The 26,542-nt window shown below is 36.9% G+C and carries 23 protein-coding genes; 11 read left to right on the top strand and 12 right to left on the bottom strand.

Annotated features, from left to right (window positions below):
* Nucleotides 1-3: 3 nt before the first annotated feature.
* Entirely contained in the window at nt 4-1,851 is a 1,848-nt protein-coding gene (locus ATE49_RS16505; protein WP_065083194.1) for a M1 family metallopeptidase, read from the bottom strand.
* Nucleotides 1,852-2,087: 236 nt separating this feature from the next.
* Here ATE49_RS16505 and ATE49_RS20075 point away from each other — a divergent pair, with 236 nt between their 5' ends.
* The gene (locus tag ATE49_RS20075; RefSeq protein ID WP_233174410.1) at nt 2,088-2,330 is read left to right on the top strand and encodes a hypothetical protein; all 243 of its coding nucleotides are present in this window, start codon (nt 2,088-2,090) and stop codon (nt 2,328-2,330) included.
* A gap of 59 nt (nt 2,331-2,389) precedes the next feature.
* Here ATE49_RS20075 and ATE49_RS16500 read toward each other — a convergent pair whose 3' ends face one another.
* The 3 genes from ATE49_RS16500 to ATE49_RS16490 all read right to left on the bottom strand — a co-directional run bounded on the left by ATE49_RS16500 (nt 2,390) and on the right by ATE49_RS16490 (nt 8,509).
* Nucleotides 2,390-4,024 (bottom strand): SusD/RagB family nutrient-binding outer membrane lipoprotein, encoded by a 1,635-nt coding sequence (locus tag ATE49_RS16500; protein WP_065082992.1) that lies wholly within the window; start codon nt 4,022-4,024, stop codon nt 2,390-2,392.
* A gap of 12 nt (nt 4,025-4,036) precedes the next feature.
* Nucleotides 4,037-6,937 (bottom strand): SusC/RagA family TonB-linked outer membrane protein, encoded by a 2,901-nt coding sequence (locus ATE49_RS16495; protein ID WP_260233952.1) that lies wholly within the window; start codon nt 6,935-6,937, stop codon nt 4,037-4,039.
* Between the two features lie 330 nt (nt 6,938-7,267).
* Nucleotides 7,268-8,509 carry a DUF445 domain-containing protein gene (locus ATE49_RS16490; protein WP_065082990.1) on the bottom strand — a complete coding sequence of 414 codons (1,242 nt, stop codon included), beginning with the start codon at nt 8,507-8,509 and terminating at the stop codon, nt 7,268-7,270.
* 26 nt (nt 8,510-8,535) lie between these two features.
* Between ATE49_RS16490 and msrB the strand changes: the two genes are divergently transcribed.
* Nucleotides 8,536-9,078: a peptide-methionine (R)-S-oxide reductase MsrB gene (gene msrB / locus ATE49_RS16485; RefSeq protein ID WP_065082989.1), complete on the top strand. Its 543-nt coding sequence runs from the start codon at nt 8,536-8,538 to the stop codon at nt 9,076-9,078.
* A 106-nt stretch (nt 9,079-9,184) separates the two neighbouring features.
* A complete protein-coding gene (locus ATE49_RS16480) occupies nt 9,185-9,982 on the top strand; it encodes a murein L,D-transpeptidase catalytic domain family protein (RefSeq protein ID WP_065082988.1) in 798 nt (265 codons plus the stop codon).
* A gap of 25 nt (nt 9,983-10,007) precedes the next feature.
* On the opposite strand, the gene ATE49_RS16475 is transcribed toward ATE49_RS16480, so the two are convergent.
* The 3 genes from ATE49_RS16475 to ATE49_RS16465 all read right to left on the bottom strand — a co-directional run bounded on the left by ATE49_RS16475 (nt 10,008) and on the right by ATE49_RS16465 (nt 12,713).
* A complete protein-coding gene (locus tag ATE49_RS16475) occupies nt 10,008-10,817 on the bottom strand; it encodes a GLPGLI family protein (protein ID WP_065082987.1) in 810 nt (269 codons plus the stop codon).
* 67 nt (nt 10,818-10,884) lie between these two features.
* Complete coding sequence (locus ATE49_RS16470; protein WP_065082986.1) at nt 10,885-11,706, bottom strand: GLPGLI family protein; 822 nt, start codon at nt 11,704-11,706, stop codon at nt 10,885-10,887.
* A 50-nt stretch (nt 11,707-11,756) separates the two neighbouring features.
* Nucleotides 11,757-12,713 carry a GLPGLI family protein gene (locus tag ATE49_RS16465; RefSeq protein ID WP_081278497.1) on the bottom strand — a complete coding sequence of 319 codons (957 nt, stop codon included), beginning with the start codon at nt 12,711-12,713 and terminating at the stop codon, nt 11,757-11,759.
* Nucleotides 12,714-12,866: 153 nt separating this feature from the next.
* Between ATE49_RS16465 and ATE49_RS16455 the strand changes: the two genes are divergently transcribed.
* From ATE49_RS16455 to ATE49_RS16425, 7 genes are all read left to right on the top strand, one after another.
* Nucleotides 12,867-13,196 carry a HesB/IscA family protein gene (locus ATE49_RS16455; protein ID WP_009086664.1) on the top strand — a complete coding sequence of 110 codons (330 nt, stop codon included), beginning with the start codon at nt 12,867-12,869 and terminating at the stop codon, nt 13,194-13,196.
* 71 nt (nt 13,197-13,267) lie between these two features.
* Nucleotides 13,268-14,716, top strand: coding sequence for a Fe-S cluster assembly protein SufB (gene sufB, locus ATE49_RS16450; protein ID WP_059345760.1), 1,449 nt, complete (start codon nt 13,268-13,270; stop codon nt 14,714-14,716).
* A 33-nt stretch (nt 14,717-14,749) separates the two neighbouring features.
* On the top strand, nt 14,750-15,487 hold the full coding sequence (sufC, locus tag ATE49_RS16445) for a Fe-S cluster assembly ATPase SufC (protein WP_065082983.1): 738 nt from the start codon (nt 14,750-14,752) through the stop codon (nt 15,485-15,487).
* Nucleotides 15,488-15,541: 54 nt separating this feature from the next.
* Complete coding sequence (gene sufD, locus ATE49_RS16440; RefSeq protein ID WP_065082982.1) at nt 15,542-16,846, top strand: Fe-S cluster assembly protein SufD; 1,305 nt, start codon at nt 15,542-15,544, stop codon at nt 16,844-16,846.
* Nucleotides 16,847-16,857: 11 nt separating this feature from the next.
* Nucleotides 16,858-17,175: a YbjQ family protein gene (locus ATE49_RS16435; protein ID WP_059325747.1), complete on the top strand. Its 318-nt coding sequence runs from the start codon at nt 16,858-16,860 to the stop codon at nt 17,173-17,175.
* A 7-nt stretch (nt 17,176-17,182) separates the two neighbouring features.
* Nucleotides 17,183-17,704: a hypothetical protein gene (locus ATE49_RS16430; RefSeq protein WP_065082981.1), complete on the top strand. Its 522-nt coding sequence runs from the start codon at nt 17,183-17,185 to the stop codon at nt 17,702-17,704.
* 5 nt (nt 17,705-17,709) lie between these two features.
* Nucleotides 17,710-18,930: an aminotransferase class V-fold PLP-dependent enzyme gene (locus tag ATE49_RS16425; RefSeq protein WP_065082980.1), complete on the top strand. Its 1,221-nt coding sequence runs from the start codon at nt 17,710-17,712 to the stop codon at nt 18,928-18,930.
* A 72-nt stretch (nt 18,931-19,002) separates the two neighbouring features.
* On the opposite strand, the gene ATE49_RS16420 is transcribed toward ATE49_RS16425, so the two are convergent.
* The 5 genes from ATE49_RS16420 to mutL all read right to left on the bottom strand — a co-directional run bounded on the left by ATE49_RS16420 (nt 19,003) and on the right by mutL (nt 24,773).
* Nucleotides 19,003-20,610 carry a Na+/H+ antiporter gene (locus tag ATE49_RS16420; protein ID WP_059156087.1) on the bottom strand — a complete coding sequence of 536 codons (1,608 nt, stop codon included), beginning with the start codon at nt 20,608-20,610 and terminating at the stop codon, nt 19,003-19,005.
* A 172-nt stretch (nt 20,611-20,782) separates the two neighbouring features.
* Nucleotides 20,783-21,196, bottom strand: a complete 414-nt coding sequence (locus tag ATE49_RS16415; RefSeq protein ID WP_059156086.1) for a hypothetical protein — start codon at nt 21,194-21,196, stop codon at nt 20,783-20,785.
* Nucleotides 21,197-21,247: 51 nt separating this feature from the next.
* A complete protein-coding gene (locus tag ATE49_RS16410) occupies nt 21,248-22,231 on the bottom strand; it encodes an endonuclease/exonuclease/phosphatase family protein (protein WP_065082979.1) in 984 nt (327 codons plus the stop codon).
* Nucleotides 22,228-22,992, bottom strand: a complete 765-nt coding sequence (locus ATE49_RS16405) for a rhomboid family intramembrane serine protease (protein ID WP_024563909.1) — start codon at nt 22,990-22,992, stop codon at nt 22,228-22,230. The genes ATE49_RS16410 and ATE49_RS16405 overlap by 4 nt, the downstream gene beginning before the upstream one ends.
* A 5-nt stretch (nt 22,993-22,997) precedes the next feature.
* On the bottom strand, nt 22,998-24,773 hold the full coding sequence (mutL, locus tag ATE49_RS16400) for a DNA mismatch repair endonuclease MutL (protein WP_059156083.1): 1,776 nt from the start codon (nt 24,771-24,773) through the stop codon (nt 22,998-23,000).
* Nucleotides 24,774-24,958: 185 nt separating this feature from the next.
* Here mutL and ATE49_RS16395 point away from each other — a divergent pair, with 185 nt between their 5' ends.
* Nucleotides 24,959-26,500, top strand: coding sequence for a glycine--tRNA ligase (locus ATE49_RS16395; RefSeq protein ID WP_009086691.1), 1,542 nt, complete (start codon nt 24,959-24,961; stop codon nt 26,498-26,500).
* Nucleotides 26,501-26,542 lie beyond the last annotated feature (42 nt).

Genomic DNA, 26,542 nt, shown 5'->3' with positions numbered 1-26,542 from the left:
AAACTATTTTACCTCGATAATATTATCAGCAGGGTTAACATCTGCTAAACGCTGACTGAAATCGATTCCGATAGCCTGAAGCTGAGCTTTACTGTATGGAATAGTCAGTTCATAGTCTTTCATTGTCCAGTTCCAGAAAGGCATTAGGGTAATTGGACCGTAGATATCTGTAGTTTTGGCAGTACGCATCATATTAAGCGGGATATGGTATGTTAATACCTTTTTATCCTTAGTTAAGACATTGAAGTCTATAGGCATCGGAAGGGTTCCGTTATTTGTTAATGTAATTGTTGTGGAAGTATCTCCGTATTTTACACTTTTAATGCCATAATCAATGGTTTTTGTAGTATTGATCCAATAGTTCTGGAACCACTTCAAATCCATTCCGGAAATCTTTTGTGCGATGTGTATGAAATCTCTGTCTGTAGGATGCTTCATACTCCAATCATCATAGTATTTCTTCATCGTTTTTGAAAGGTTCTGCTCTCCCATAATGTAGCCTAATTCTACAAGGAATAACTCGCCCTTTACATAAGAAGCAAAAGTATATGCTGTTCCATCATCGTGGTGGTCTCCTAACCATGAAGCAGGTTCTTCTTTTCCAGTTTTCACAAATTTTATGTAATTATTGATGCTGGAGACAAAAGGATTAGCTTGCGGTTTAGCAGGTGGGAAAAGCTGGTTGCTCACATAAGCCTCTGCATAGCTTGTAAATCCTTCGTCCATCCAAGGTCTCACACTTTCATTGGTTGCCAGCATCTGCTGGTACCAGGAGTGGGATCCTTCGTGGAACATAAGGCCACATAAATCTTTTACCGATTTCGCTTCTCCTAAGATCATGGTACACATTCCGTATTCCATTCCTCCGTCTCCTCCTTGTATAAAGGAATAAGAAGGCCAGGCATATTGTCCGAACTGTGCATTCATTATCTGGAAATACTTGGTTACATAAGGCTTCGCCTCTTCCCAGTATTTTGTTTTTTCTGATTTCTGATAGACAAAATAAACTTTTGGCCCGCCTAATACAGTGAATTCATCAACAGAATAATCTCTGTCCGCTGCCCATGCAAAATCCAGAATATTTTTAGCTGTCCATTTCCATGTTGCCTTACCATCCTGATCTGCTTTTACATTTGATGCTGCAGTATAACCTTTTACTTCTGTAGGATTCTCCAGAGTTCCTCCGGCACCTAATACGTAGTTTTTATCTATTTTTATTGTAACGTCAAAGTCTGAAAACGGAGCGTGGAACTCTCTTCCGATATAGTCGAAAGCTGCCCAGCCATCATAATCATATTCAGAAATTTTAGGATACCACTGTGTCATAGTCATATCCACGCCTTCGCTATTATTACGGCCGGCTCTACGGATTTGCATTGGGATATTAGCATCCCATTCCATAGATAAAGAGGTAGTACTGTTAGGCTTTAAAGGCTCATTAAGGATAACTTTCATTACAGTTTCCTGTATTTCAAATTTTAGATCCTTTCCATTTTGTTTAATCCAGTGAATATTTTGGCGTCCTTCCTGATCTGCAGGAATTGATGCTAAGCGTGATATGCCATCTTTTTGTAATCTTTTATCAGAATTTTTACCCTGATTCCTTACTCTTTCATCCATCATAGAGCCAGATTTGAAGGCATTCCAATAAAGATGCATATAAATAACTTTTAATTCGTCAGGTGAATTGTTGGTATACTGAATGCTTTGTTTTCCAAGGTAAGTGAACTTAGTAGCATCTACATCAATATCCATCTTATACTTTGCCTTTTGCTGATAGTAAGGCCCTTTTTGAGCCAATCCCAGTCCGAAAACCAGCATAAGGGCAATAGAAAGGAAGTTTCTAACCATTTTATTAATTTTTTCCAAAGATAAAAAATTATGATAAAGGGATTGCTGTTTTGGAAAGGATACTGTTCATATTCAGTTATAAAAAGGAATATTTACAGGTGAAAAAAGAGGAAATGCTCGGAATCTTTTCATTGACGGATATTTTACTTACGAATGATAAAGCTTTTTTTAGATGATAGATTTCTGATAATGAAAAAGTTGTATATTCGGTAAACTAACCAATAAAAATATTTACTATGAAAAATCTGAAAAACATGAAAAGAAATCCTTTAACAAGAACAGAATTGAAAAATATCAGTGGTGGTGGTACCCAGACTACATGTGCGGATGTAAATAGCACATGTCGATCTAGTGCTGGATCATGTAACTTTAGTGCTAATTACTCTTCGTATGCACAATGTTTTAGTAATTATACCAAAGTTCATGGCAATTTTGGATATGGTCCGTTAAGCTGTTGGGAAGAAATCTGTCCGTATTAAAAATTAATAAGGAATAATAAAAGAAAGGACGGGAATATTCCCGTCCTTTCTTTGTAAGATTATTTCTTATCCCACCATAGTTTAGTCCCTCCGGTATCAGGACCTCCTAAAGTAGCTGCTGCCTTTTGGTAGCCAACAGGATTGTTATTACGATACTTATTAGGAATAGGTATTCTCCGGATAAAGGCTGTTGTACTAATGGCTCCCTGGCTATCGTTGATTCTATTCTGAAATAACAACGGATAGCCGGTTCTTCTCTGTTCAGCCCATGCTTCTGGACCGTCTGGATAAAGCGCGATCCACTTTTGGGTAATAACACGCTCTAATTTTTTCTCAAAACTGTCACCATCACTCCATTGAATGGTAATGGTACTAAGCATAGGATCGCCAGAAGGTATATTATTAGTTGTATTTTTCGGATCTACATAAGCTGCCTCTGTAGATGTTTTGTCTTTAATATAATCTGAAAAGCCTGTATTTTTCCCCCACTCCTCAAAAGAAGTCTGAATTCCTTTTTCATAATTAGTTTTAGCATCACCAGCACCAGCATAACCCCTAATGGCAGCCTCAGCTTTTAAAAACCATGCCTCAGCAGCTGTGAAGATTTTCGCTTTTCCGTTGGATCCGGAAAAATAATCTCCCCCTGGAGCGGCGGCTGTAGGTGTAGAGAAGTTGCCATAACGATCTTTACTACCACCCAAATCAACTCCCTGACGGATACCTATATATTGTCCGCTGACAGCATTATCCGTCGCAGGAAGAGCATAAGCGGATATTCGTGGATCTTTAAATCCGTTCATATAGGCCATCAGTGGTGCTCCGATTTTACAATCTCCCCATGTATATGCAATATTAGTTAAAGGAGAGGCTCCTCCGTAATTGACCAGAGCATTAGAATCATTCGAGTCTATAAAACCTACTGGTGAACTTAGGGCTTCTTCAGCATATTTTTTAGAATTTGCAGCATCAGCATAGCTCATTCTCATAGCGATTCTCAACTTTATGGAGTTGGCAAGTTTTGCCCATTTTTGTACATTTCCGCCAAACATAAGATCTGACTTAGTGATTACTGATTTGTCCTCTGTAGATATTGTCGACTGAAGCGTCTGAATTGATTGAGAAAGGTCATTGAGGAAAAACATATAGGCCTGCTGTTGCGAATCGAAATCAGTAGAGCCATCTGGGTTTGGAAACTCAAATTTACTATAAATTACAGGTCCGTGTGCATCTGATACTTTTAATGCAGAGATTACTTTCATAATATTAAGAATAGCAAGAGAGTGCGAAAAGTCTACGCCTTTGTATAAGTCACCAGCAACTCTTTTAAAGCTTTTCGTTTGCCCGAAAGTATCTTCTAACTGTACCATCATAATTCTTTCGTTCCAGTCTTCTACCATGAAATAAGTTGTATTATTTCTGCCACCTCCAAAAGGAGTAGGGGTGCTAAAGAAGCCGCTAAACATATCCGAGCTTAGATTGGTTTGTCGTTGATAAATCCAATCGGTAAACGGAACTAAATTTCGTTGCATTTCTCTGAAAGGGCTTACCAGTAGTACAAAATCAGCTTTTAGCTGTTCGTCGCCTAATCCCTGTGAATATTGCGAATTATATTCATTAAAATCCCTTGTACAGCTGCCTACGGTAAGTAATGCCATGGCACCCAGGGATATTGCTTTATATTTTAATTTTTTCATTGTTTCTCAAATTTAGAAGTTAAGTTTTACAGAAAAACCAATAGATCTTGTAATTGGCATTCCAAGCATGTCTATACCAACGCCTCCCGGATTAACACCAGATACCTGTTCCGGATCGAAAGGTGCTTTTTTGTAAAAGAAGAATAGATTAGTACCAATCACACTAACAGTAGCGTCTCTAAGATACTTTGTATTCGTTTTGAAGGTATAAGCTAATGAAGCTTGTCTCAGTCTTATAGTAGTAGCATTGTAAACATATGCCTCATCTATAGGAGATCTGCCACCAACAGCTGTATAGTATTTAGCAGCATCGGTTTTTCCGGTATAGGCAGTACCGTTTTCATAGGCAGCGTTAGGAATTGTGACACCACCGGCATCACGTGCATCGCCAGATGCTTTACTTACGCCATTGCCATCTAATGTAGCCTGGGTAATACCTAATACTTTACCTCCAAACTTGCCATCGATAAGGAAGTCAACTTTTAGCCTGCCAATGCTAAAAGAGTTGTTTAATCCTAAAATAAACTTTGGATTAGGATTGCCCAGATAGTTTAGATTAGTATCTGTTCTTAGTGGAACACCATCCTTGTCTACCAGTATTCTTCCCTGGTTATCTCTTTTGAAGCCGAATCCGTAGATGTCTCCAAACGAACCTCCTAATACCAGTTTGTTGTATCCTCCTCCTACAAGTGAAAAAGGTATTGCTGTATTTGGGTAATATTTTGTAGGCAGTAGCTCTTTGATCTTATTTTTATTGGCAGAAGCATTAAATGTTGCTGTCCAGCCAAAAGAAGAACCTTTAAAAATGTCGTATGAAACAGATGATTCAAATCCGGTATTCTGAATTTTTCCTGCATTGATATCTACTTTTCCGGTAGCAGCGCCAAAGTTAGCAACTGCATCTACACCAACTAGATACTGATTAGAAACGTTTGAATTGTAATAGGTGAAATCAATACTTAAACGATTCTTAAGGAGTCTGAACTCCGTACCAAATTCATAGGTTCTGTTGAGTTCTGGTTTAGGAAAGAGTTCTCTAAATTCAGGATTCGTTACAGGTGATGAGCTAAATGTCCCGACAATGGCTCCTGCATTGAACAGGTATTGTGGCATTGTAGATGTGGGATCCAGGGCATTTCCTACTGTTGCATAAGAACCACGGACTTTCCAGAAATTAATTGCAGCAGGTAGTTTAAATATATCCGAAAGGATAGCATTTAAACCTACAGATTCATAATCGAAGCCATTATTACCTGTGCCTGCTAATGTAGAAGACCAGTCATTACGGAACGTAAAATCAGCATAAACTAATTTTTTGTAACCCAAAGTTGTACTGGCAAAAACAGATTGGTCCTGTCTTCTTGTATTATATATTGTATAGTTTAGCCCGCTTCCATTTTGTCCGGGCCATATTAAATTGTTTAGCGCAAAAACATTGGCCTTGGCAAACATGTTATTTTCGAGATTAGTTGTAGAGATTTTTATATCGGAAATACTTGCCCCGACAGTAAAATCAAAACTTATATTATCACTGATGTGAGGGCTACCTAATAGAATGAAATCCCCGTATTTAGTAGTTCGTTCAATGGTATTTTTATATATTTTACCATTATTATTACCTCCTAATACCACCGGAAGAGAATAAACAGAGACGTCACGTTCGGAATCAGATTGGTACCAGTTGTAATTTCCTCTTATCTTGGCGGTTAACCAGTCATTAATGGCATAGCTTAAAGCAGCAGATCCGTAGAAGTTTTTATTTTTTGTTGTAACCGGATTTTTATTAAGAATCCAGTAAGGGTTTTGAGATTCAACAGAAAATGAACCATCAGGCTTTATAGCCCACCAGTTCTGTGCAGGTAGATAGCGTTCTTTGTTGAAATACGAGTAATTATCACGGAAGCTATCAAGATCTACCCCTCTTGGTAACCAATATAAATTGGCAATAGGGGAAAAATATGATCCGGGTGTTAATCTGTTTTTGGAATCCTGTAAAGATCCCATTAAATTAGCATCTAAAGTTAGCTTGTCATCGAGAAATTTACTTGAATTTCTAAAGCTTGCATTATACTGTTCGAAAGTTGAGGTTGGTATAACTCCTTTGTTTGTTGTATTTCCGATTGAAAAGAAATTAGTAGACTTTTCATTTCCTGAAGTAAAGGTTAAACTATTGGTCCAGGTTGTTCCGGTATCGAAGAATTTTTTGCTGTAATCTTTGGAAGATCCCTTTGCTCCCCAGCTTTCAGCAGATCCGGTATCTCCGGTTTGGGGGTTATAAGGAATAGTTTGGAGATAAGAGTTTTGAAATTTTGGTAAAGAATAGACCTGATCAAATGTAAGACTTGAAGTGAATGATATTGCGGATTTACCTGCAGCACCCTTTTTTGTTGTGATCAGAATAGCACCATTACTCCCTTGTGCCCCGTACAGAGCCGCAGCGGAAGCTCCTTTTAAAAAGTTGATACTCTGAATATCTTCAGGGTTTATAGTACTCATTATATCTCCGGTATCAGGCATGCCGGCATAATAATCTACATTTGGACCTCCCGTATTGTTTACAATCGGAATACCGTCTATAACAAATAAAGGCTGACTATTTCTGGTTGATTTATCACCACGCATTACTATTCTTACAGAACCTCCAACACCTCCATTTGTTTTATTAATCTGAACATTGGAGACTTTTCCGTTGATGGAGTTGAGTAAGTTTGGAGTTTTAACTTCAGTAAGATCATCTCCTCCTATCTGTTGGGCTGAGTAGGTCAGTGATCTGGCCTGTCTTTTAATACCCAGAGAAGTAATAACAACCTCTTGGATATTGGCTGTTTTTGTAGAATCTTTAGCTTTTCCTTCCTGGGCGTATAGGCCAATAGAGGATGCTAAAAGAACCATCATAATGGATCGTTTTTTCATACTAACTTAAATTTTATAATTTGGACTAATAACTTCTTGTGTCAATTTTATATTAACACAATGTTAACGAATGTAGGAATAAAATTTAATGATTTGTTAAATAAGAAAAAAGTTAATCTATTTATTTATTGTAAGTATGAATCTTTTTACTTTTTACAGTTATGACGTTAAAATTTGAATTGAAAAAGCTTAAATATATTTATGGTAAAACTAGTATTATGTTAGTTTTATTATCTAATTTTTAAAGCTAAACAGTGAAATTGAATTGTTGGATAATTATTCATATAAATTATTGAAATAAATTCAATGATTGTTTTTGTCGATTAATGGTTAAATAAAAGCGGCAAGGGTATATATAATAAGCCCAACTAATCCGCCGACTATGGTTCCGTTGATCCTGATAAACTGAAGGTCTTTACCCACTTCTAGTTCTAATTTCCGACTGAGTTCCTTGCCTTCCCAGTTGCCAACAGTAGTACTGATAAGTTCTGAAACCTTTCCTGTATTTTTTAGAATGAGTCTGTAGGCGTTAAAACGGATCCACTGATCTATTTTGTTTTGCTGTGATTCATTTTGGTTCAGGTCCTCTGCAAACTGGCGTATGTTTTTCTGAGCATATTGTTTTAGCGCTGAATGATCATTGTCCAGCTCGGACATCAATGTTTTCTTCAAAGAAAGCCATATATCTGTAGCGTAATCATTTAATTTATCCTCATTCAGGATAGATGCTTTTATTTTGCTCAGTTCGCTTTCCCATCGATCAGAGGTTTTTATTTCGTTTGCAAATTGATAGATACTGTCTGAAATTTTATTTCTTACCTTATGATCAGGGTTGTTTTCTATATCTTCAAAAAAACTGGCCAGTCCTGTCGTGATCTTGTTTGCTATCTTATTATCAACAAATTTTGGAACCAGCGAATAACTGTTCTGGTGCACTTTGTCGCGTATCAATTCGTCATTTTCAAGGATGTAATTCTTAATTTTTGAGGACAGAAAGGTTATAATTGCCTGCTGTTCACCTTTCTCCAAAAGATAGAAAATACCATTAGAAAGGATATGATTGATCTTTAAATTTTCTCCAGCCTCTTTTATTTTTCCGGCAATAAAGCCGATGATATCCGGATCCTGAAACTGGGAGATGGCATTTTTCAGTAAAACAGCAATTTCTTTAACCAGTACTTCCTGATTCTTTTCTTTTAAAAGCCATTCACTTAGAAAACCGGTTACCTTTATTTTTTCTATATATGGACGGATATTTTCCGCAGAAGCAAAATTTTCGACTACAAAATTACCCAGGTTATCTCCAATTTTCTGTTTACTGTTTTCAATTAGATTGGTATGTGGTATTTTTATACCCATAGGATAATGAAATAGTGCCGTAACGGCAAACCAGTCTGCAAGAGCACCCACCATGGCTGCTTCGGAAAATGCATGTATATAACCGATCCAATGAGAGGTATATTGCTTCTGTAGTACGGTTGTTGTTATAAAGATACAGGCCATCAGAAGAAATAATCCGGTAGCCAGAGCTTTGTACTTAAAGAGTTGTTTTCTTTTTTGTGATTCTGTCATCTGAACAAATTTAGTAAATTTGAAATATGAAAACCTGGCACCTTATTTTTAATCTATGCATTCTGAGTTTATTATTACAATGCTCAGAAATGAAAGTGCCTGTTAAAACCAATTCTATGAATACAGAAACATCAAAAAACAATCCATACTACTCCAGAACAGATAAAACGAAACTAAATGTTTCCAATGAGGAGTGGAAAAAGATATTGTCTCCGGATCTTTATGCGGTTGCCAGAGAGGCGGCGACAGAGCGTCCTTTTACCGGGAAATATAATGAAACAGATGAACTAGGAGAATATTACTGTGCTGTATGTGGAAATCATCTTTTTCGCTCATCTTCAAAATTTGCAAGTACTTGCGGATGGCCTAGCTTCTTTCAATCTGAAAAAGATGCTGTGAAGTATAAAAGAGATTCCTCCCACGGAATGGAAAGAATAGAGGTTGTTTGTGGCAGATGTGACTCTCATTTGGGTCATGTTTTTAATGATGGACCGGAGCCTACAGGAGTACGCTATTGTATGAATTCTGTTAGTCTGGATTTTGTTCCGGATAGTGAATCTCAGCGTTAAAGTTTCTTAAATAAAGTTAAACTTGTGTCTATTTAAGGTGTTGATATTGAATTTGTTCTAATTTTGCCGAAGCAATTTTCAAAAAAGACATCTTAAATAGTATTACATGAAGAAATTAATCATTTCATTAATTTCTGTTTATGTTGTGTCAACCTCTTTTTTTGTCAACGATACCAATTTTGAGGAATCAAGATCTTTGGTAAAGAAAGACGTTGCTGTGACAGTAAAAAAAACAGAAACAAAACATGAAGCTGTCTCTTCCTCCTCAATATTGTACGAGGCAATTGACTTTACCGGCTTCAACAAATTATCAGAAACAGTTTTCGAAAAAGCGTATCTTGGATATGTAAATCTTAAAAAGGCAGGAAAAGTGCCTGAAAACAGTAACCTTTTAACAATCTGCGATTTTAGTCTGTCGTCCAATCTGAAAAGATTATGGGTAATTGACGTAAAAGAGAAGAAAATTATTTTCAACTCTTTAGTGGCACATGGAAAAGGTACCGGAGAAGAGTTTGCAGAAAAGTTTTCAAACAGAGAAAGTTCACATCAGAGCAGCTTAGGTTTTTACACAACCGAAAACACCTATGAAGGCGATAATGGATATTCTCTGAAATTAGAAGGATTAGATGCAGGCTATAATGATGCTGCGTATAAAAGAGCAATCGTAATGCATGGTGCAGATTATGTTAACGAAGCATTTGCAATACAGCACAAGCGCATAGGAAGAAGCTGGGGCTGTCCGGCTGTGCCAAGGGATATAGCTGCTTCTCTTATTGATGCAATAAAAGAAAAAAACATACTGTTTATTTATTATCCAGATCAGAACTATCTTGCTTCTTCACAGTGGTTGAAAACTCCTGTTGAGAACCTAAACATGGAAAAATCAAGTTTAGCAAATAACTAAAAAGAGCGCCGGTAGGCGCTCTTTTTTAATTTAGTTCAATAGGATTATTGTTCTTTTTCTGTTTTTCTTTAAAACGGTCCTGCATTTGTTTCATCCGCTGAGGATCCATATTCATTCTTCGGCCGTTTCCACCTCCACCACCTGAATTATTGGTAAAGAAAGACCCGGGATCGTCCTGGAATCTTTTTTCCATTTTCAGGTAATCAGCTTTTTTTACCGTTATTACTTGGCCGCCTCTGTTTTGAATAGCATATGGCTCTGCAATTTTTTTAGTCTGCATAAGGTCAAAAGAATAATCTTCATTGCTGTCTTCAGCTTTTACAATAAGACCTGGCAATCCACTAAATTTATAAGGTCCGTCCTGAAATGGAACTTCTGTTGTAAACCATGCATACCATGTTCTTCCTCCATATTGTGTTTCTGCTTTCTGGGTGTTGTACTCCCCGATTTTAGCAGTTTCATTTAGTATTTTCCACTGGAAAGGTTGAGTTTCAGAATAAGAATACTGATCTCTGCCAATTCTGTTTTTAAGAGTTATACTTTGTTTTGGATAATCCTTTTCAATAATGTAATTAATAGCAGAGCGCAGGTCCTGCATCTGAGTACGGTCAAAATTTCTTGTCTGGCGCATACGATCCATTATAGAATCTCTCTGTATTGTTTTGGCACTGTAGAATATAGATCCTTGTGGTGTTACATCCAGATTGGCCTGTTCTGTTTTAATGTCCCCTTTATTTGTAGCATCAGGCTTCATGCTTACCTGATATACAAACCTTGTACTCTGCGAAAATGCAAGAGAAACAATAAATATTGGTAATAGTTTGAATACTTTCATTGTAATTATTTCTGTCTTTTTGGATTGTAAAAAAGATATAATGTTAAAAATGACAACGAAAAAATATTTAATAAAGCTCAATAGGGTTATTGAAACTGTTTGCTCTTTTGGTTACTTCATCTCTGTATTTTTTGTCGGCATTGGTATCAGAGTCTGAATCTAATTTATGTGACGTTTCATTGACGCTTACTGGTGGTGGCGGACGAAAAGCAATAGGATTCGCATTGAATCTTTTGTATGCTTTAAGAAATTCTTCTTTTTTTACTTTAATCGGCTTTTTCCATAAAGTAGATGATTCATATAAATCAGAGATTTTTCTGGTTTCTATGAGTTCGAACTGGTAATCTCCTTTCGAATCTTCCGCTTTTACAATAAGCCCAGGCAGGCCGCAAAATTTATAAGGCCCATCCTGAAAAGGAATTTCGGTAGTAAACCATGCATACCATATTCTCCCGGCATATTGTGTCTGAGCTTTTTGGGTATTATAAGCACCAATCTTTTTTGTTTCTGTGGTTATTTTCCAATTAAAGGGTTTCAACTCATTATATATAAAGTTGTCTCCGGCAACTGCCGAAATAAAAGATATGTCCTGTTTCCTATAATTTTTATTGATTCGATAACCAATATTCGATATCATCATCTTAGCCTGCTCTTCGGTTAAGTAACCTATTCGACTTTTTTCATTTGCTTCCATTATGGAATCCCGTAGAATGGCTTTTGCAGCATAAAACACAGAATTTGTTTTGTCTATATCCAGATTAGCAAGTTCAGATTTTACCTGATCCCGTTTGGTTGAATCTGTTTTCATCTGAACCTGATAAACAAACCGGATGTTTTGTGTGAAATAAAGTGTACTAATACAAAAAATGAATAATTGTAAGGTTTTCATAGTAATAGTTTTAACATGGTGATAAATATGATGTTAAATCTATTAAAAATTTACAAACCAATTTCAATAGGATTTTGTGCTGTTGGGTTTTTATGTTTGAAAGCATTGAAGTTCTTTTCATAAGAGCTCATTGTACCTGAATCTTGAGGCATTTCCCTGTTTGGAGAACCCTCCTGCATACCCCGCATTCTTCCTTGTCCGCCGCCGCCGAAGCCTTTCATTCCACCGCCACCACCACGGCCTCCATTACCGCGAAAATTACCGCTCCTTTTTCCAGAGAAGCCAGAATCAGCAAAGAGTTTTTGTTTTTCATCCTGGGGCTTACTCTCAAAAATGATTTGCTGACGTTCAAAATCTAACCGGGATAACATTTTTGTATCCTCTTTTATGTTTAGAGGAAAACTATTGTTTATTTTTTCTTCTGTGAGGAGGGTGTAAATATAGTCTCCTTTATCATCCTGAACTTTTATTATAAGACCTGGGAGTCCCTTGAATTTGTATGGGCCATCGGAAATCTGAATATCTTTTGTATACCATGCAATCCATTTCCTTCCTCCAAAATTGCATGTTGCTTTAAAAACTTTATAACCAGCAATGTTATCTGTATCCTCTGTTAATGTCCATCTCATCGGTCGGTCTTCAGTGTATGCAGAGGCCTGTGGACCAATGTTTTCCGCAAAAACAATTTTCTCGGGATTATAATCTTTCTCAATAATGTAATTGTAATTAGTGTGTGCAACAGGCCAAGGCTGAGCTTTGTTTTTGTCTTTCCTATTTTCTGATTTTAATTCCGGGGCTAAAGTACTGAGTAGGGAATCTCGTCGAAGCTTGTTTTCACTTAAGAAATAAGACTTGTCCTTCTCTACTTGCAATAATGTTCGTTCCTTAATCATAGGAACAAGCTGTGTAGAATCAGGATTCATGGCTACTTCATATACAAACCGACGGGATTGTGCCGATAAAGAAACCGTTATGAGAGCAAGGCATAATAAAAATATCTTTTTCATTTTAAGAAAGAATTTATGCCGGTTTGATGATGTATCCTATAAAAAGTTAAAGCTATCTATTCTTGTTATAGATAAATATATGATGGACGGATTTGAATTTGGTATTATTTGTCTTAATTTTGCAATCTAAATTTATTCTAAATTATTGAAATAATGATAAAAGTATCCGATCAGGCAAAATTAAAAGCTGTTCAGTTAATGACTGAGGATGGCTTTGATCCAACACAAGATTATATCCGTGTTGGAGTGAAGAGTGGTGGATGCTCTGGATTGGAGTATGTTCTGAATTTTGATAAAGAAAAACACGATATTGACCAGGTTTTTGAAGACAACGGGATCAAAATTATCGTAGACAAAAAGTCATTTCTTTATCTGGTAGGGACAACTTTAGAATATTCCGGAGGACTTAATGGTAAAGGCTTTATCTTCAATAATCCAAATGCATCAAGAACATGTGGATGTGGAGAAAGCTTTAGTTTATAAATTTATAAAAAATACAGGAGACATCGGAGATTAGGACTTTTTTGTCCATAATTTCCAAAACAAAATAAATAATGAGTAAATACACAGAAGACGACCTAAGGGTTGACCTCGAGAATAAAAAATATGAATTCGGTTGGGAAACAAAGATCGATTACGAAGATTTCCCGATTGGGCTGAATGAAGATATTATTCGTGCTATTTCGGCAAAAAAAGAAGAGCCAGAATGGATGACGGAATGGAGACTGGAATCTTACCGTATCTGGTTGAAAATGGAAGAACCGGATTGGGCAAATATTAAGTATGAAAAACCTAATTTTCAGGCTATTCGTTATTATGCTGCACCAAAAGTTAAACCGGAATTGGCAAGTCTTGATGAAGTAGATCCGGAATTACTGAAAACTTTTGAAAAGCTAGGTATTTCAATTGATGAACAAAAACGTCTATCGGGTGTTGCTGTAGATATCGTAATGGATTCCGTTTCGGTAAAAACTACATTCCAGGAAACACTTGCTGAAAAAGGAATTATATTCTGCTCTATTTCCGAAGCGATTAAAAATCACCCGGATTTAGTAAAACAATATATTGGTAAAGTTGTACCAAGAGGAGATAACTTCTATGCTGCACTTAATTCTGCAGTATTCTCTGACGGTAGTTTCTGTTATATTCCGAAAGGGGTAAGATGTCCAATGGAACTTTCTACTTATTTCCGTATTAACCAGGCAGGAACAGGACAGTTTGAAAGAACTTTGCTTATTGCTGATGAAGGGAGTTATGTTTCTTACCTGGAAGGGTGTACAGCACCATCCAGAGATGAAAACCAATTGCACGCTGCCGTTGTAGAGCTAATCGCAATGGACGATGCTGAGATTAAATATTCAACTGTACAGAACTGGTATCCTGGTGATGAAAGCGGTAAAGGAGGGGTCTTCAACTTCGTGACAAAAAGAGGTCTTTGCGAGAAAAGAGCAAAAATCTCCTGGACGCAGGTTGAAACAGGATCTGCAGTTACATGGAAATACCCGTCTTGCATCCTGAAAGGTGATTATTCTGTAGGAGAGTTTTATTCTATAGCAGTTACCAATAACCATCAGTATGCAGATACCGGAACTAAAATGATTCATATTGGTAAGAATACCAAATCGACAATTATTTCTAAAGGTATTTCTGCAGGTAAGTCTAACAATTCATACCGTGGACAGGTGAAGGTAATGCCTTCTGCAAAAGGAGCAAGAAACTTCTCACAATGTGACTCGTTGTTAATGGGTAACGAATGCGGAGCACACACTTTTCCTTATATAGAAATTAAAGACCCTACTGCTCAGCTAGAGCACGAAGCAACAACTTCTAAGATTGGGGAAGATCAGATTTTCTACTGTAACCAGAGAGGTATAGATACCGAAAGAGCAATTGCATTAATTGTAAATGGTTTTAGTAAAGAAGTTCTGAATAAGCTGCCAATGGAATTTGCTATTGAGGCACAGAAACTTTTAGAGATCTCATTAGAAGGATCAGTAGGATAAAAAAATAATCAACAATAATTTACCACATTTAACATGTTAAATATAAAGAATCTTCATGCAGGAATTGAAGAAAGAGAAATTTTAAAAGGAATCAACTTAGAAATAAAACCAGGTGAAGTTCATGCTATTATGGGGCCTAACGGTGCCGGAAAGTCTACACTTTCTTCTGTTATTGCAGGGAAAGAAGAGTATGAAGTAACTGAAGGTGAAATTCTTTTTGAAGGTGAAGAAATTCTTGAAGATGCTCCGGAAGAAAGAGCACACAAAGGTATTTTCCTTTCTTTCCAATATCCGGTAGAAATTCCTGGAGTTTCGGTAACTAACTTCATTAAAGCAGCAATGAACGAAACCAGAAAAGCAAAAGGTTTGGAAGAAATGCCTGCAAAAGAAATGTTGGCGTTAATTCGTGAAAAATCTGAGCTTTTGGAGATCAAAAAAGATTTCCTTTCCCGTTCTTTAAATGAAGGGTTCTCGGGTGGAGAAAAAAAGAGAAATGAGATTTTCCAGATGATGATGTTAGATCCGAAATTAGCTATTCTGGATGAAACGGATTCAGGTTTGGATATCGATGCGTTGAGAATTGTAGCAGATGGTGTAAACAAATTCCGTAACGAAGGAAACGCTGTTTTAGTTATTACTCACTATCAGAGACTACTGAACTATATCCAGCCAGACTTTGTACATGTTTTGGCAGATGGTAAGATTGTAAAAACAGGAGATAAAACTTTAGCATTAGAGCTTGAAGAGAAAGGTTATGACTGGCTTATCTAATCCTTAGAAGGAGAGTAAGAAGATCATAATCAAATTCAAACTTAAATCATTACAATGTTACAAGAACAAGTTTTACAACAACACGAAGCTTTTTTAGAAACTCTAAAACACCGCTTTCTGGATGATAAAAGAAAAGCGGCCTTGGCTAAGTTCCAGGAGATAGGATTTCCTAAAAAGAAAAACGAAGAATATAAATATACCAACCTTGCGGAAATCGTTAATAAGGAATATAATTTCTTCCCTAAAAAAGAGCATAATGTATCTAAAAAGGACTTAGATGCTTTACATATTGGTGAAGAGAATTTTGATTATATTGTTTTCATTAACGGAGAATTACGCAAAGAGTTTTCAAAAATTTCAATTGAAAATGTAGAGTTTTTATCTTTCAATTATGCGTTGAATGATGAAAAACACAAAGAAGTTTTTGAGAAGTATTTCAATACAATTACCCATGAGGATAATCCGTTTGCAGACCTAAACCTTGCGTACTGCAAATATGGTTTTTTCCTTCATGTACCGAAAAATACAGTGATTGAAAAACCAATTCATGTATTTTATTTATCACAAAATCAGGAAGAAAACACTTTCTACAATACAAGAAATTTACTGATTGCTGAAGCAGGATCTAAAGTTGAGGTTATTGAAAGTCATCATAACTTCGACGATACATTTACCTTCACCAATTCTGTAACCGAGATTTTTGTTTATCCAAATGCTAAAGCAGACTGGCATAAACTGCAAAATGACAGCGATACTTCTTATTTAGTGGATAATACCTATGCAAGACAGGAAAAAGACAGCCTTGCGACTGTAAATACTTTCTCTTTCGGAGGTAAGCTGGTAAGAAACAACCTGGATTTTATTCATAACGGAGAGAATATCAACAGCTTTATGAACGGGATTACGATCATTAATAACGATCAGTTAGTAGACCACCATACAGCTGTACATCATAACTTCCCTAACTGTGAAAGCTACCAGAATTATAAAGGTGTTTATAATGGTAAATCACACGGTGTATTCAACGGGAAAGTATTTGTAGATAAAATTGCACAAAAAACCAATGCTTATCAGCAAAACAACAATGTTTTGTTAAGCGAAGGAGCAACAATCGATACCAAACCTCAGTTAGAAATCTTTGCTGATGATGTGAAGTGTTCTCACGGCTGTACAGTAGGACAGCTGGATGATGAGGCATTATTCTATCTGAGAGCCAGAGGTATCTCTAAAAATGAAGCAAGAGCACTATTGTTATATGCCTTTGCTCACGATGCAATGCAGAATATTGACATTGAGCCTCTTAAGTTAAAAGTTTCTAAGCTTTTAGCTGAGAAGTTAGAAGTAGATATCGAATTCTAATTAACATAAAGATGATACTAACTACCACCAACACAATCGAAGGACATCCGGTAAAAGAATACAAAGGAATTGTTACCGGAGAAACCATTATCGGAGCGAATGCTCTTAAAGACTTCATGGCAGGGTTAACCGACTTTTTCGGAGGGAGATCTACGACCTATGAAAAGGTTCTTATCGAAGGAAAAGACACCGCTTTAAGAGAGTTACAGGAGCGTGCGGTACAGATGGGTGCTAATGCAGTTATCGGAATCGACTTAGATTATGAAACTGTTGGACCTAACGGTGGTATGCTAATGGTAACAGCCAGTGGCACAGCGGTAGTTATATAATACAGCAATGAACCTGGAGAATATAAACTTTAATCTCAATGCTTATAAAGAGCATAACCAGATTCTGGAGGCCGCAGACTTTGTGGTACACCAGTTTGGATTGGAGAATAAAGATTTTTCAGGATTTGGTTTTCGGGACGAACTGGAACCAGATTCTATTTTGTTGACGACAGAAGGAGAATTTGGAGAGGCTCAGAAAATTATGATTCCCCGAAACCTGTTTGACTTTGATTTAGCTCTTGTGATGAATATGATCGCTCATGAGATGGTTCATGTAGCACAAAGAGCAGCTAAAGACTTTGTTGAGGACAGAAATGAAAGAGAGTGGCAGGCCTATTATGAAATGTTGTTTCATAAGCGTTTTCCACAATTACCGGAAGTATCGGACTTTCATAAAAAATTCTTTGCAGACAAAGCTCTCGTATATTACGGGAGAATGGGCGAAGGATCTGAGCTTCAGCAGAAATATGCCGGCGAAAAAGCAGAAGTTGATGCTTATATAAAGGCTTTAACAGAACAAAAAAACTAAAATTAATGTTCGATATACAGGAAATCCGTTCACAGTTTCCTATTCTTCAGGAAAAGGTAAATGGTAAAGATTTAGTTTACTTAGATAATGCAGCGACCAGCCAGAAACCTAAAATGGTTCTGGAATCTATTAATAACTACTATGAGCATTATAACGCAAATGTTCACAGAGGTATTCATACGCTTAGTCAGGTTGCTACAGAGATGATGGAAGATGCCCGTAAGAAGGTACAGCATTTTATCAATGCGGAGCATGACTATGAAGTGCTTTTTACTAAAGGTACAACAGAAGGTATAAACCTTGTTGCCTATGCTATTACTGATCTGATTAAAAAAGATGATGAGATCATTATTTCTTACCTGGAGCATCATTCTAATATTGTTCCTTGGCAGATATTGTGTCAGAGAACGGGAGCAAAACTTCGTGTAATTCCAATGAATGAAGAAGGAATTTTGCAAATTGATGTTCTGGATGAATGGCTTTCTGAGAAAACAAAACTTGTTTCTGTAAATCAGGTTTCCAATGCCTTAGGTATTGTTAATCCGATTGATGAAATCATCAGAAAAATAAGAGCAAAATCTAATGCTTTTGTATTCATAGACGGTGCACAGGCTGCACCACATTTTGAAATAGATGTTCAGGCAATGGACTGCGATTTCTTCGCTTTCTCAGGCCATAAAATGTATGGACCAACAGGAACCGGAATTTTATATGGTAAGGCAGCCGTTTTAGAACAGCTAAACCCATTCCACGGAGGTGGCGAAATGATTGATCATTGTACATTTGAGAAAACAACCTATGCAGGACTTCCTTTCAGATTTGAAGCGGGAACACCAAATATTGCAGGTAATATTGCATTGGGAACAGCGGTAGATTTTATGGAGATGGTAGGAAGGACCAATATTGCAGCACATGAACATGCATTGCTGGAATATGCACAACGTAAGCTTCTGGAAATAGAAGGTCTAAAAGTATATGGTGAAAAAGCCAATAGAGCAGGTGTAGTTTCCTTTAATCTGTCCGGAATAGGTATAGCCTCAGATGTAGGTATGATCCTGGATAAATTGGGTATTGCTGTAAGAACTGGTCACCATTGTACACAACCAATCATGGAATACTTTGGTGTGGCAGGAACGGTAAGAGCCAGTTTTGCTGTATACAATACATTTGAAGAAATAGACATCTTAACAGAGGGTGTGAAAAAAGCTCAAAAGATGCTGGCATAGAACAAGAAGATAAATCTTTCTTATAAAATAAAAATGATCGGAAATTTTCCGATCATTTTTTATGATGTTATTTTAGTGCTGGAATCCTGTAATTTTTGCTTCGTCCAGATCGAGACTCAATTCCTGCTTTCGAAGAACAGAATCGTCAAATTCATCCATTCTGCGAAGCTCTGAAAGTAGTTTTCTCTGTTCCTTTATAATCTCTCTCCGGATTTCTGTAACCGATTTTACCGCATCACCATGGAAACTGTTATTAATGCATTTTAATCTATTTTCCAGTAGCTCCAGATCTGCCTGCAATTGCATTTTCCGGTTATTAACCAAAGAATATTTTTGTACTTCTTCCGAATAGTTCTTATCCAGAGTATGCAGTGCAATTCTTTTTAATTTCCACAATATTCTTGTTTCCTGTTCTTCTTCAGACATGGTAGCTCCAACTTCTTTGATATCAATGTATTTCAGAATTATAGGTAATAAAAGCCCTTGTCCTACAAGGGTGAGCAGGATAATAATAAATGTTACAAAAATAATCATATCTCTGTGTGGAAAAGCTTCTCCTGATGGCAGTGCCAAAGGAATAGCTAACGCTCCGGCAAGGGATACAACACCACGCATGGCCGCAAGGCTTAAGATAAAAGGCTCCCTCCAGTCTAAATGTTTGTCTTTTTTACGGATACTCTTAAATAATAAAGGCGGGAGATAGGTCCAGGTAAAGGTCCATACAAATCGGGTCAATACAATAGCCCCGCCAATGATTACGGCATAACCTAAACCAGATTTTATAGCTTCCGGTGACATTTCATCTATAATGCCGGGCATTTGCAAGCCTATCAGAATAAAGATAAAAGCATTCATCAGGAATATAATTGTACTCCACACATTTACCGCCTGTATACGCGTTGTATGTGTCTGAAAACGGTTAGAGTTATACGACATAACAAGTCCGCCGGTAACAACTGCCAGAACCCCCGAATAATGGAAGTGCTCGGCAACAATATACATGATATAAGGTGTAATCAGTGTAAAGATAGTGTCGATATCAGAAGTTGTTGGCAGTATTCTGAAAATCAGCATTAACAGGAAGGCAACTACAAGGCCTACAAGAGCTCCCATAATAGCCATTACAAAGAAGTTTCCTATGGCCTCCTGCATTACGAACTGCCCGGTAAGTATGGCTGCCAGTGCAAACTTCATTACTATTAAACTCGATGCATCGTTTATTAAGCTTTCTCCTTCCAGAATGCTAAGAGTTCTTTTAGGAATTTTTAAGTGTTTTAAGATGGATGTAGCGGCAACAGCATCCGGAGGGGAGTTAATCCCGCCCAGTAAGAATCCCATTGCTACAGTTATTCCCGGAATCATATTAGAAGAGAGATATGCTACTACTATGGATGTCAGAAAGACCAAACCAAAGGCCAGTCCCAGTATGGGTCTTCTGAACCTTAGAAAATCTTTCCATGAGGTATTCCATGCCGCTTCAAAAAGAATAGGAGGCAGGAAGATAAGGAAAACAATGCTAGGATCTACCTGAAAAGTCGGTAAGCCAGGGATAAAACTTATCAGCAGTCCGGCAACTGTAAGGAATATAGGATAGGCAATGCGGATTCTTTGTCCAAGCATTACCAGGAGCATTACACCAAAGGCAATGCCTATTCCCCAGAGTAAATAGTTTTCGATCATTTGGTAGTTGTATTAAATTGTGTGTTGGAAACAATATAGAATTGACGTCAAAAATATGAAAAATTTCATTTATGAAAATGTCTTGTTCTGATAGATAAATATAATAATTATAACCAAAAAACGGGCGTTTCAATTGAAATGCCCGTTATATCTTGTGAAAAAGAAGATCTAATTATTTTTTTAACTCTTCTTTAGCAGCAGTAGCAGCTCTGTCTATTTTATCACCAGCTTTCTGAGCACCTTGCTTAATATCTTTACCAGCTTTGTCTACAGCATCACCAGTTTTATGAGCAGCATCTTTCACTGCATCACCAGTCTTGTTAGCTGCGTCTTTTACAGCGTCACCAGTTTTATCAGCTGCATTTTTTATTGCATCACCAGTTTTGTTAGCTGCATTTTCTACTTTGTCTTCAGCTTTCTGAACGCCATCTTTTACTTTTGCGCTATCTAATTTAGTTTCAGTAGTTGTAGTTGTTGTAACTGTACCGGAATCTGTAGATTTAGTTTCAGTACTTGTCGTTTCTTTTTTGCAAGAAGTAAGAGCCAGTGCAGAGAATACTGCTACACCTAAAATTGTTTTTTTCATATTTAGTTGATTAAATGTTTGAGATGTGAATTTAACGCAAAAAAATGATATTTATTTCACTTTAAAAGAAGAAATTACCGGAAAGTGATCAGAAATTTTTAATTCTCGGTCTACAGTATAGCTTGTTGCCTTTATTGCCGGGCTGCTGAAGAGATAATCTATACGAATTGGAAATTTGTAATCGTGAAAACTTGTAGCAGATCCAGAGCCCGCATCCATGAATGCGTCATTAAGGTTTTTGCTTAAATGGTAATATTCATAGGAGCTGGGTACGGAATTGAAATCTCCACCCAGGATAACAGGATAAGGAGAATTCTGTACAAATTCCCGCACAGCAGCGACCTGGTCCTGGTGAATTCTGAAACTTTCTGCCATTCGGGAACCTAAAATTTTTGCTTTTTCTTCATTAATTTTATTGTCTCCGGTTGGACGAAGCATATCTTTCTTCAGATAAAAAGGCTCAAGATAAACATTAATAAAACGAATGGTTTTTCCATTTATGCTGATATCTGCATACAGAGAATGTCCATTGCTGCCATCTTTTATGATTTCACCCTGATTTTTCACCGGATATTTAGAATATATAGCTACAACCTGTTCTTCTACAGCATGCTTAAACCCTGGAATAGATAAAGATTCTTTATTGTGATAACCTTTTTCCTGAAAAAAGATAACATCAGGAGCTTCATCTTCCAAAAAGGATTTTAGAGCAGGGAGATCTTGTCCGCCATGAATATTGTAAGTGACAACTTTTAGATTTCCTGATGAAGACCCCGGGCTGTAATTAACCCATCTTCTGATAGGATTGAAAAAGAAAAGAAGACCAATAAGGAAAAATATAGCCCTTTTTTTCCAGGTTGCAATCCATACAATCGTAAGAACAACGTATGCAATTATAAGCGGAGGAAATACTAAGGGGACAAAATTAAACCACTTAAAAACCTTAGGTGGTATAAAACTATTGAGTAACATTGCAGCAAGGGCAAAAAATAGCACCAAATGCAATAATGTAAGTATAAGTCGAATAACTTTCATCGGCGATCTATCCTGAATCTGTTTTTAGTCCAAATTTTGATCAGGATAAAAGCAATAACTGCGCCACCAAGATGTGCGAAGTGTGCAACATTATCTCCCTGAGAATCTCTCACACCCAAGAAAAACTCAACGATGATAAGGAAAGGCATTAGATACTTCGCTTTAATAGGAATTGGCGGAATCAGCATCATAATCTTAGCGTCCGGATAAAGCATGGCAAAAGCTACTAAAAGCCCGTAAATAGCCCCTGAAGCACCCACCATTGGTGTTATTAAAAAACCGAAAAGTTCTTTAACTTCCTCCGGGTTTCCTCTGAAAGTAGCATTTGTGGTATCATTTATCAAATTACCATTAATGCCAAGTTTTGAAAGGTGAAAAAGCTGTTCGATATCTGTTCCCTGTGCAACAAGGCTGTTAATAAGGCTGTCTACCTGGATATAGTTAACAACATTAAATAGAACATAAGCACCAATACCACATACAAAATAGAATATAGCATACTTTTTAGGTCCTAATGTCATCTCGATAGCTGACCCGAAAGACCATAAAGCAATCATATTGAATAAGATATGCGCGAATCCGCCATGCATAAACATGTGAGTAATAACCTGATAAAACTGAAAGTTAGGTGATCCCGGGAAAAAAGCCCCCAGAACTACTTCTAAATTTACTCCAAGCGATTTTATCAGATAAGTAGCTGCAAATAATAGAACATTAACGATTAGCAGGGTTTTGGTAATAGGTGGAATATATCTTTGCATATTTTTTACATTTTAAGTTTATTTTTCAGTTCTTCAATAGGAAGCTCTATATAACACTTCTTTTTATTGTGGTTATATTCCGGGAATCCCAGTGCTGAAAAATCTTGAATAAGGCTTTCTACGTCTTCTTTCTGATGAAAGTCGAAATTGGATTTAGATTGTAATTTTACCTGTTTGCTTTCAAAGAATTCAAAAAAGTCTAAGCTTTCGTCTTCATATTCTGCAAAAATTTTCTGTAAAAGAGGAATAACATCTTTGTCCGATAAGTCTTCCGGTACAGCATGAACATGTAGTATATGTTCACTTGCATCCAGATTCATATCAAAACCTATTTTAATCAACTTCTCACGAACGGCCAGGTAGGTCATTTTTTCTATCTCATTAAGATAAATCTCGTGGGAGAATAATAATTTCTGACTATGTGTTTGAGAGGTTTTCTTCTTTTGTTTTCTTTCATAAAGCACCAATTGGTGCATTCTGCCCAAATCGAGCATTAATGTTTTGTTGTTGTGATTGTAAAGCCAAAATCCGTTAGGAAGGCGCATCAGCTCATCTTCTGTATCGTCTTCATCAAACAAGTTGATTTTTGAAGGCGATGGCGAGACACTGGTCTGATACATTTCTGTAAGACTAACTATTTCCTGCGGTTTCGGGGTAGTAGTTTCTTCCCGAAAAGGATTATAATTGCGGTCTACCTGAATAGTAGGGATTACAACTCTGTCACTAGGTGAGCGGGAAACAATCATTTCATCATGCATAGGTTCTCTGTCGAAATCTAAGCTTGGGGAGATGTTATAAATCCCAAGAGATCTCTTGATAGAGGAACGCAACATTGCGAAAATAACATTCTCATCTTCAAATTTTACTTCCGTTTTTTGTGGATGAATATTTACATCTATTTTCTCCGGATCTATTTCTAAAAACAGGAAATAACTCGGGATATACTGAGGCTGTAAAAGCCCTTCGAATGCTTCCTGAACTGCACGGGAAAGATATGGGCTTTTAAAATATCTTCCATTAACAAAGAAAAACTGTTCGCCTCTGTTCTTTCTTGCAGCTTCGGGTTTTCCTACATATCCGCTAAGTCTTACCCAGTCAGTCTCCTCTTTAATTGGAACTAAAAGGGAATGTAAACGTCTCCCGAAAATATCGACGATTCTTTGTAATTCTGTACTTTTTCGTAAACGGAATACTTCGGAATCATTATTGTAAAGTGAAAATTCTAACCCCGGGTGCGCAAGAGCAACACGCTGGAATTCGTCCATAATATGGCGAATTTCAACATTGTCTGATTTTAAGAACTTTCTTCTTGCAGGCACATTATAAAACAGATTTTTTACAGCGAAATTGCTCCCGTCTGTACTTTGCACAGGTTCCTGTTCAATCAGTTCCCCACCGTGGATCATAATATGCGTGCCGTATGAAGTCTCTGCTTGTTTGGTTTTAAGGTCTATCTGAGCAACAGCTGCAATAGAAGCTAAAGCTTCACCTCTGAAACCTTTAGTAGCAATTCGGAAAATATCTTCCGTCGTTCTTATTTTGGAAGTAGCATGACGCTCAAAAGCCAGTCTGGCATCCGTAGCCGACATTCCGCTTCCGTTATCTACAACCTGTACCAGAGTCCGGCCACCGTCCTTCACAATCAGTTCTATGGACGTTGCACCAGCATCTATAGCATTTTCCAAAAGCTCTTTAACGATGGATGCAGGTCTCTGCACCACTTCGCCGGCGGCAATTTGGTTCGCTACATGATCGGGAAGGAGTCTAATGATATCAGGCATTGTAGATTTTTATTTTTCTAATGTCAAAAATACATATAAGATTTTGGAAAAAAAATTTCATTTTCGGTAAAATTAGTATTCTGAAACGGAAAAGAAGTACTAATTAGTATCTAAATAATAATGACTTTTATGAAAAAATTGAAAGAACTCCCTAAAAAACTTATTTTTGCACTTTAAATAATATTATGGCTAAACAGGAAGACGTTTTCAAGAAGGTGATTTCTCACGCGAAAGAGTATGGTTTTATATTTCCGTCAAGTGAAATTTATGACGGGCTTTCTGCAATCTATGACTACGGACAGAACGGTGCTGAGCTGAAAAACAATATCAAGCAGTATTGGTGGAAAGCAATGGTACAACTGAACGAAAATATTGTGGGAATTGATTCAGCAATTTTTATGCATCCTACAATCTGGAAGGCTTCCGGACACGTAGACGCTTTCAATGATCCATTAATTGATAATAAAGATTCTAAAAAACGTTTCCGTGCAGATGTTCTGGTAGAAGACTATTGTGCGAAATTAGAAGATAAAGCTCAGAAAGAGATAGATAAAGCGGCAAAACGTTTTGGGGAAGCTTTTGATAAAGCTCAGTTTGAAGCTACAAATCCAAGAGTAATAGAATACAGAGAGAAACAGAAAACTATTCTGTCTCGTCTGGCAAAATCTCTTGAAAATGAAGATCTGGCAGATGTGAAATCTCTGATTGAAGAATTGGAAATTGCAGATCCGGATACAGGTTCTAAAAACTGGACAGAAGTAAGACAATTTAACCTGATGTTCGGTACTAAGCTTGGTGCTACTACAGAAACGGCAATGGATCTTTACCTGCGTCCGGAAACAGCACAGGGTATTTTTGTAAATTACCTGAACGTTCAGAAAACATCGCGCCATAAGCTACCTTTCGGTATTGCCCAAATAGGTAAAGCATTCCGTAACGAAATTGTAGCCAGACAATTTATCTTCAGAATGCGTGAATTCGAACAAATGGAAATGCAGTTCTTTGTACCTCCTGGAACAGAACTTGAGTACTATGAAAAATGGAAACAAACGCGTTTGAAATGGCACCTGGCTTTAGGTCTTGGTGAAGAGAACTACAAATTCCACGATCATGAAAAATTAGCGCACTATGCAAATGCTGCGGCTGATATAGAATTTAAATTCCCATTTGGATTCAAAGAACTGGAAGGTATTCACAGCAGAACTGATTTTGACCTTTCTGCACATGAGAAATTCTCTGGTAAAAAACTACAATATTTTGATCCGGAAAGAAATGAAAGCTATGTACCATACGTAGTGGAAACGTCTGTAGGTTTGGACAGATTATTCCTTTCTATCCTTTCTCACTGTCTTAAAGATGAAGTACTAGAGGACGGATCTGAAAGAACTGTTCTTTCTCTTCCTCCAGCTTTAGCACCAGTAAAAGCTGCTATTCTTCCATTAATGAAGAAAGATGGTTTAGGTGAGTATGCTGAAAAAATCTTTAACGATCTGAAATTTGACTTCAATCTTATTTATGAAGATAAAGATAGTATTGGTAAGCGCTACAGAAGAAATGATGCTTTAGGAACGCCATTCTGTATTACCATTGATCATGATTCATTAAACGATCATACTGTAACACTTAGAGACAGAGATACAATGCAGCAGGAAAGAGTTCCGGTTTCTGAACTGAGAAGAATCATTGATGATAAGGTTAACTTCAGAAATCTTTTGAGTAAAATATAATCTTAACAATATAAGTACAAAGCCCTTACAAAATACTGTAAG

The organism is Elizabethkingia miricola, from assembly GCF_001675285.1.
In the GTDB taxonomy this organism is placed as follows: domain Bacteria; phylum Bacteroidota; class Bacteroidia; order Flavobacteriales; family Weeksellaceae; genus Elizabethkingia; species Elizabethkingia miricola.
This window is presented reverse-complemented; position numbering and strand designations above follow the sequence as displayed.

Excerpts from the sequence above, each read along its gene's own strand:
- ATE49_RS16430 (WP_065082981.1), top strand. The coding sequence starts at position 17,183 with ATGAACCTGGAGAATATAAACTTTAATCTCAATGCTTATAAAGAGCAT.
- sufB (WP_059345760.1), top strand. The coding sequence starts at position 13,268 with ATGAGTAAATACACAGAAGACGACCTAAGGGTTGACCTCGAGAATAAA.
- ATE49_RS16480 (WP_065082988.1), top strand. The coding sequence starts at position 9,185 with ATGAAGAAATTAATCATTTCATTAATTTCTGTTTATGTTGTGTCAACC.
- ATE49_RS20075 (WP_233174410.1), top strand. The coding sequence starts at position 2,088 with ATGAAAAATCTGAAAAACATGAAAAGAAATCCTTTAACAAGAACAGAA.
- ATE49_RS16500 (WP_065082992.1), bottom strand. The coding sequence starts at position 4,024 with ATGAAAAAATTAAAATATAAAGCAATATCCCTGGGTGCCATGGCATTA.
- ATE49_RS16435 (WP_059325747.1), top strand. The coding sequence starts at position 16,858 with ATGATACTAACTACCACCAACACAATCGAAGGACATCCGGTAAAAGAA.
- ATE49_RS16405 (WP_024563909.1), bottom strand. The coding sequence starts at position 22,992 with ATGCAAAGATATATTCCACCTATTACCAAAACCCTGCTAATCGTTAAT.
- ATE49_RS16410 (WP_065082979.1), bottom strand. The coding sequence starts at position 22,231 with ATGAAAGTTATTCGACTTATACTTACATTATTGCATTTGGTGCTATTT.
- ATE49_RS16465 (WP_081278497.1), bottom strand. The coding sequence starts at position 12,713 with ATGAAAAAGATATTTTTATTATGCCTTGCTCTCATAACGGTTTCTTTA.
- ATE49_RS16475 (WP_065082987.1), bottom strand. The coding sequence starts at position 10,817 with ATGAAAGTATTCAAACTATTACCAATATTTATTGTTTCTCTTGCATTT.
- sufD (WP_065082982.1), top strand. The coding sequence starts at position 15,542 with ATGTTACAAGAACAAGTTTTACAACAACACGAAGCTTTTTTAGAAACT.
- ATE49_RS16415 (WP_059156086.1), bottom strand. The coding sequence starts at position 21,196 with ATGAAAAAAACAATTTTAGGTGTAGCAGTATTCTCTGCACTGGCTCTT.
- ATE49_RS16505 (WP_065083194.1), bottom strand. The coding sequence starts at position 1,851 with ATGGTTAGAAACTTCCTTTCTATTGCCCTTATGCTGGTTTTCGGACTG.
- ATE49_RS16420 (WP_059156087.1), bottom strand. The coding sequence starts at position 20,610 with ATGATCGAAAACTATTTACTCTGGGGAATAGGCATTGCCTTTGGTGTA.
- ATE49_RS16455 (WP_009086664.1), top strand. The coding sequence starts at position 12,867 with ATGATAAAAGTATCCGATCAGGCAAAATTAAAAGCTGTTCAGTTAATG.
- ATE49_RS16470 (WP_065082986.1), bottom strand. The coding sequence starts at position 11,706 with ATGAAAACCTTACAATTATTCATTTTTTGTATTAGTACACTTTATTTC.
- ATE49_RS16425 (WP_065082980.1), top strand. The coding sequence starts at position 17,710 with ATGTTCGATATACAGGAAATCCGTTCACAGTTTCCTATTCTTCAGGAA.
- msrB (WP_065082989.1), top strand. The coding sequence starts at position 8,536 with ATGAAAACCTGGCACCTTATTTTTAATCTATGCATTCTGAGTTTATTA.
- mutL (WP_059156083.1), bottom strand. The coding sequence starts at position 24,773 with ATGCCTGATATCATTAGACTCCTTCCCGATCATGTAGCGAACCAAATT.
- ATE49_RS16490 (WP_065082990.1), bottom strand. The coding sequence starts at position 8,509 with ATGACAGAATCACAAAAAAGAAAACAACTCTTTAAGTACAAAGCTCTG.
- ATE49_RS16495 (WP_260233952.1), bottom strand. The coding sequence starts at position 6,937 with ATGAAAAAACGATCCATTATGATGGTTCTTTTAGCATCCTCTATTGGC.
- sufC (WP_065082983.1), top strand. The coding sequence starts at position 14,750 with ATGTTAAATATAAAGAATCTTCATGCAGGAATTGAAGAAAGAGAAATT.
- ATE49_RS16395 (WP_009086691.1), top strand. The coding sequence starts at position 24,959 with ATGGCTAAACAGGAAGACGTTTTCAAGAAGGTGATTTCTCACGCGAAA.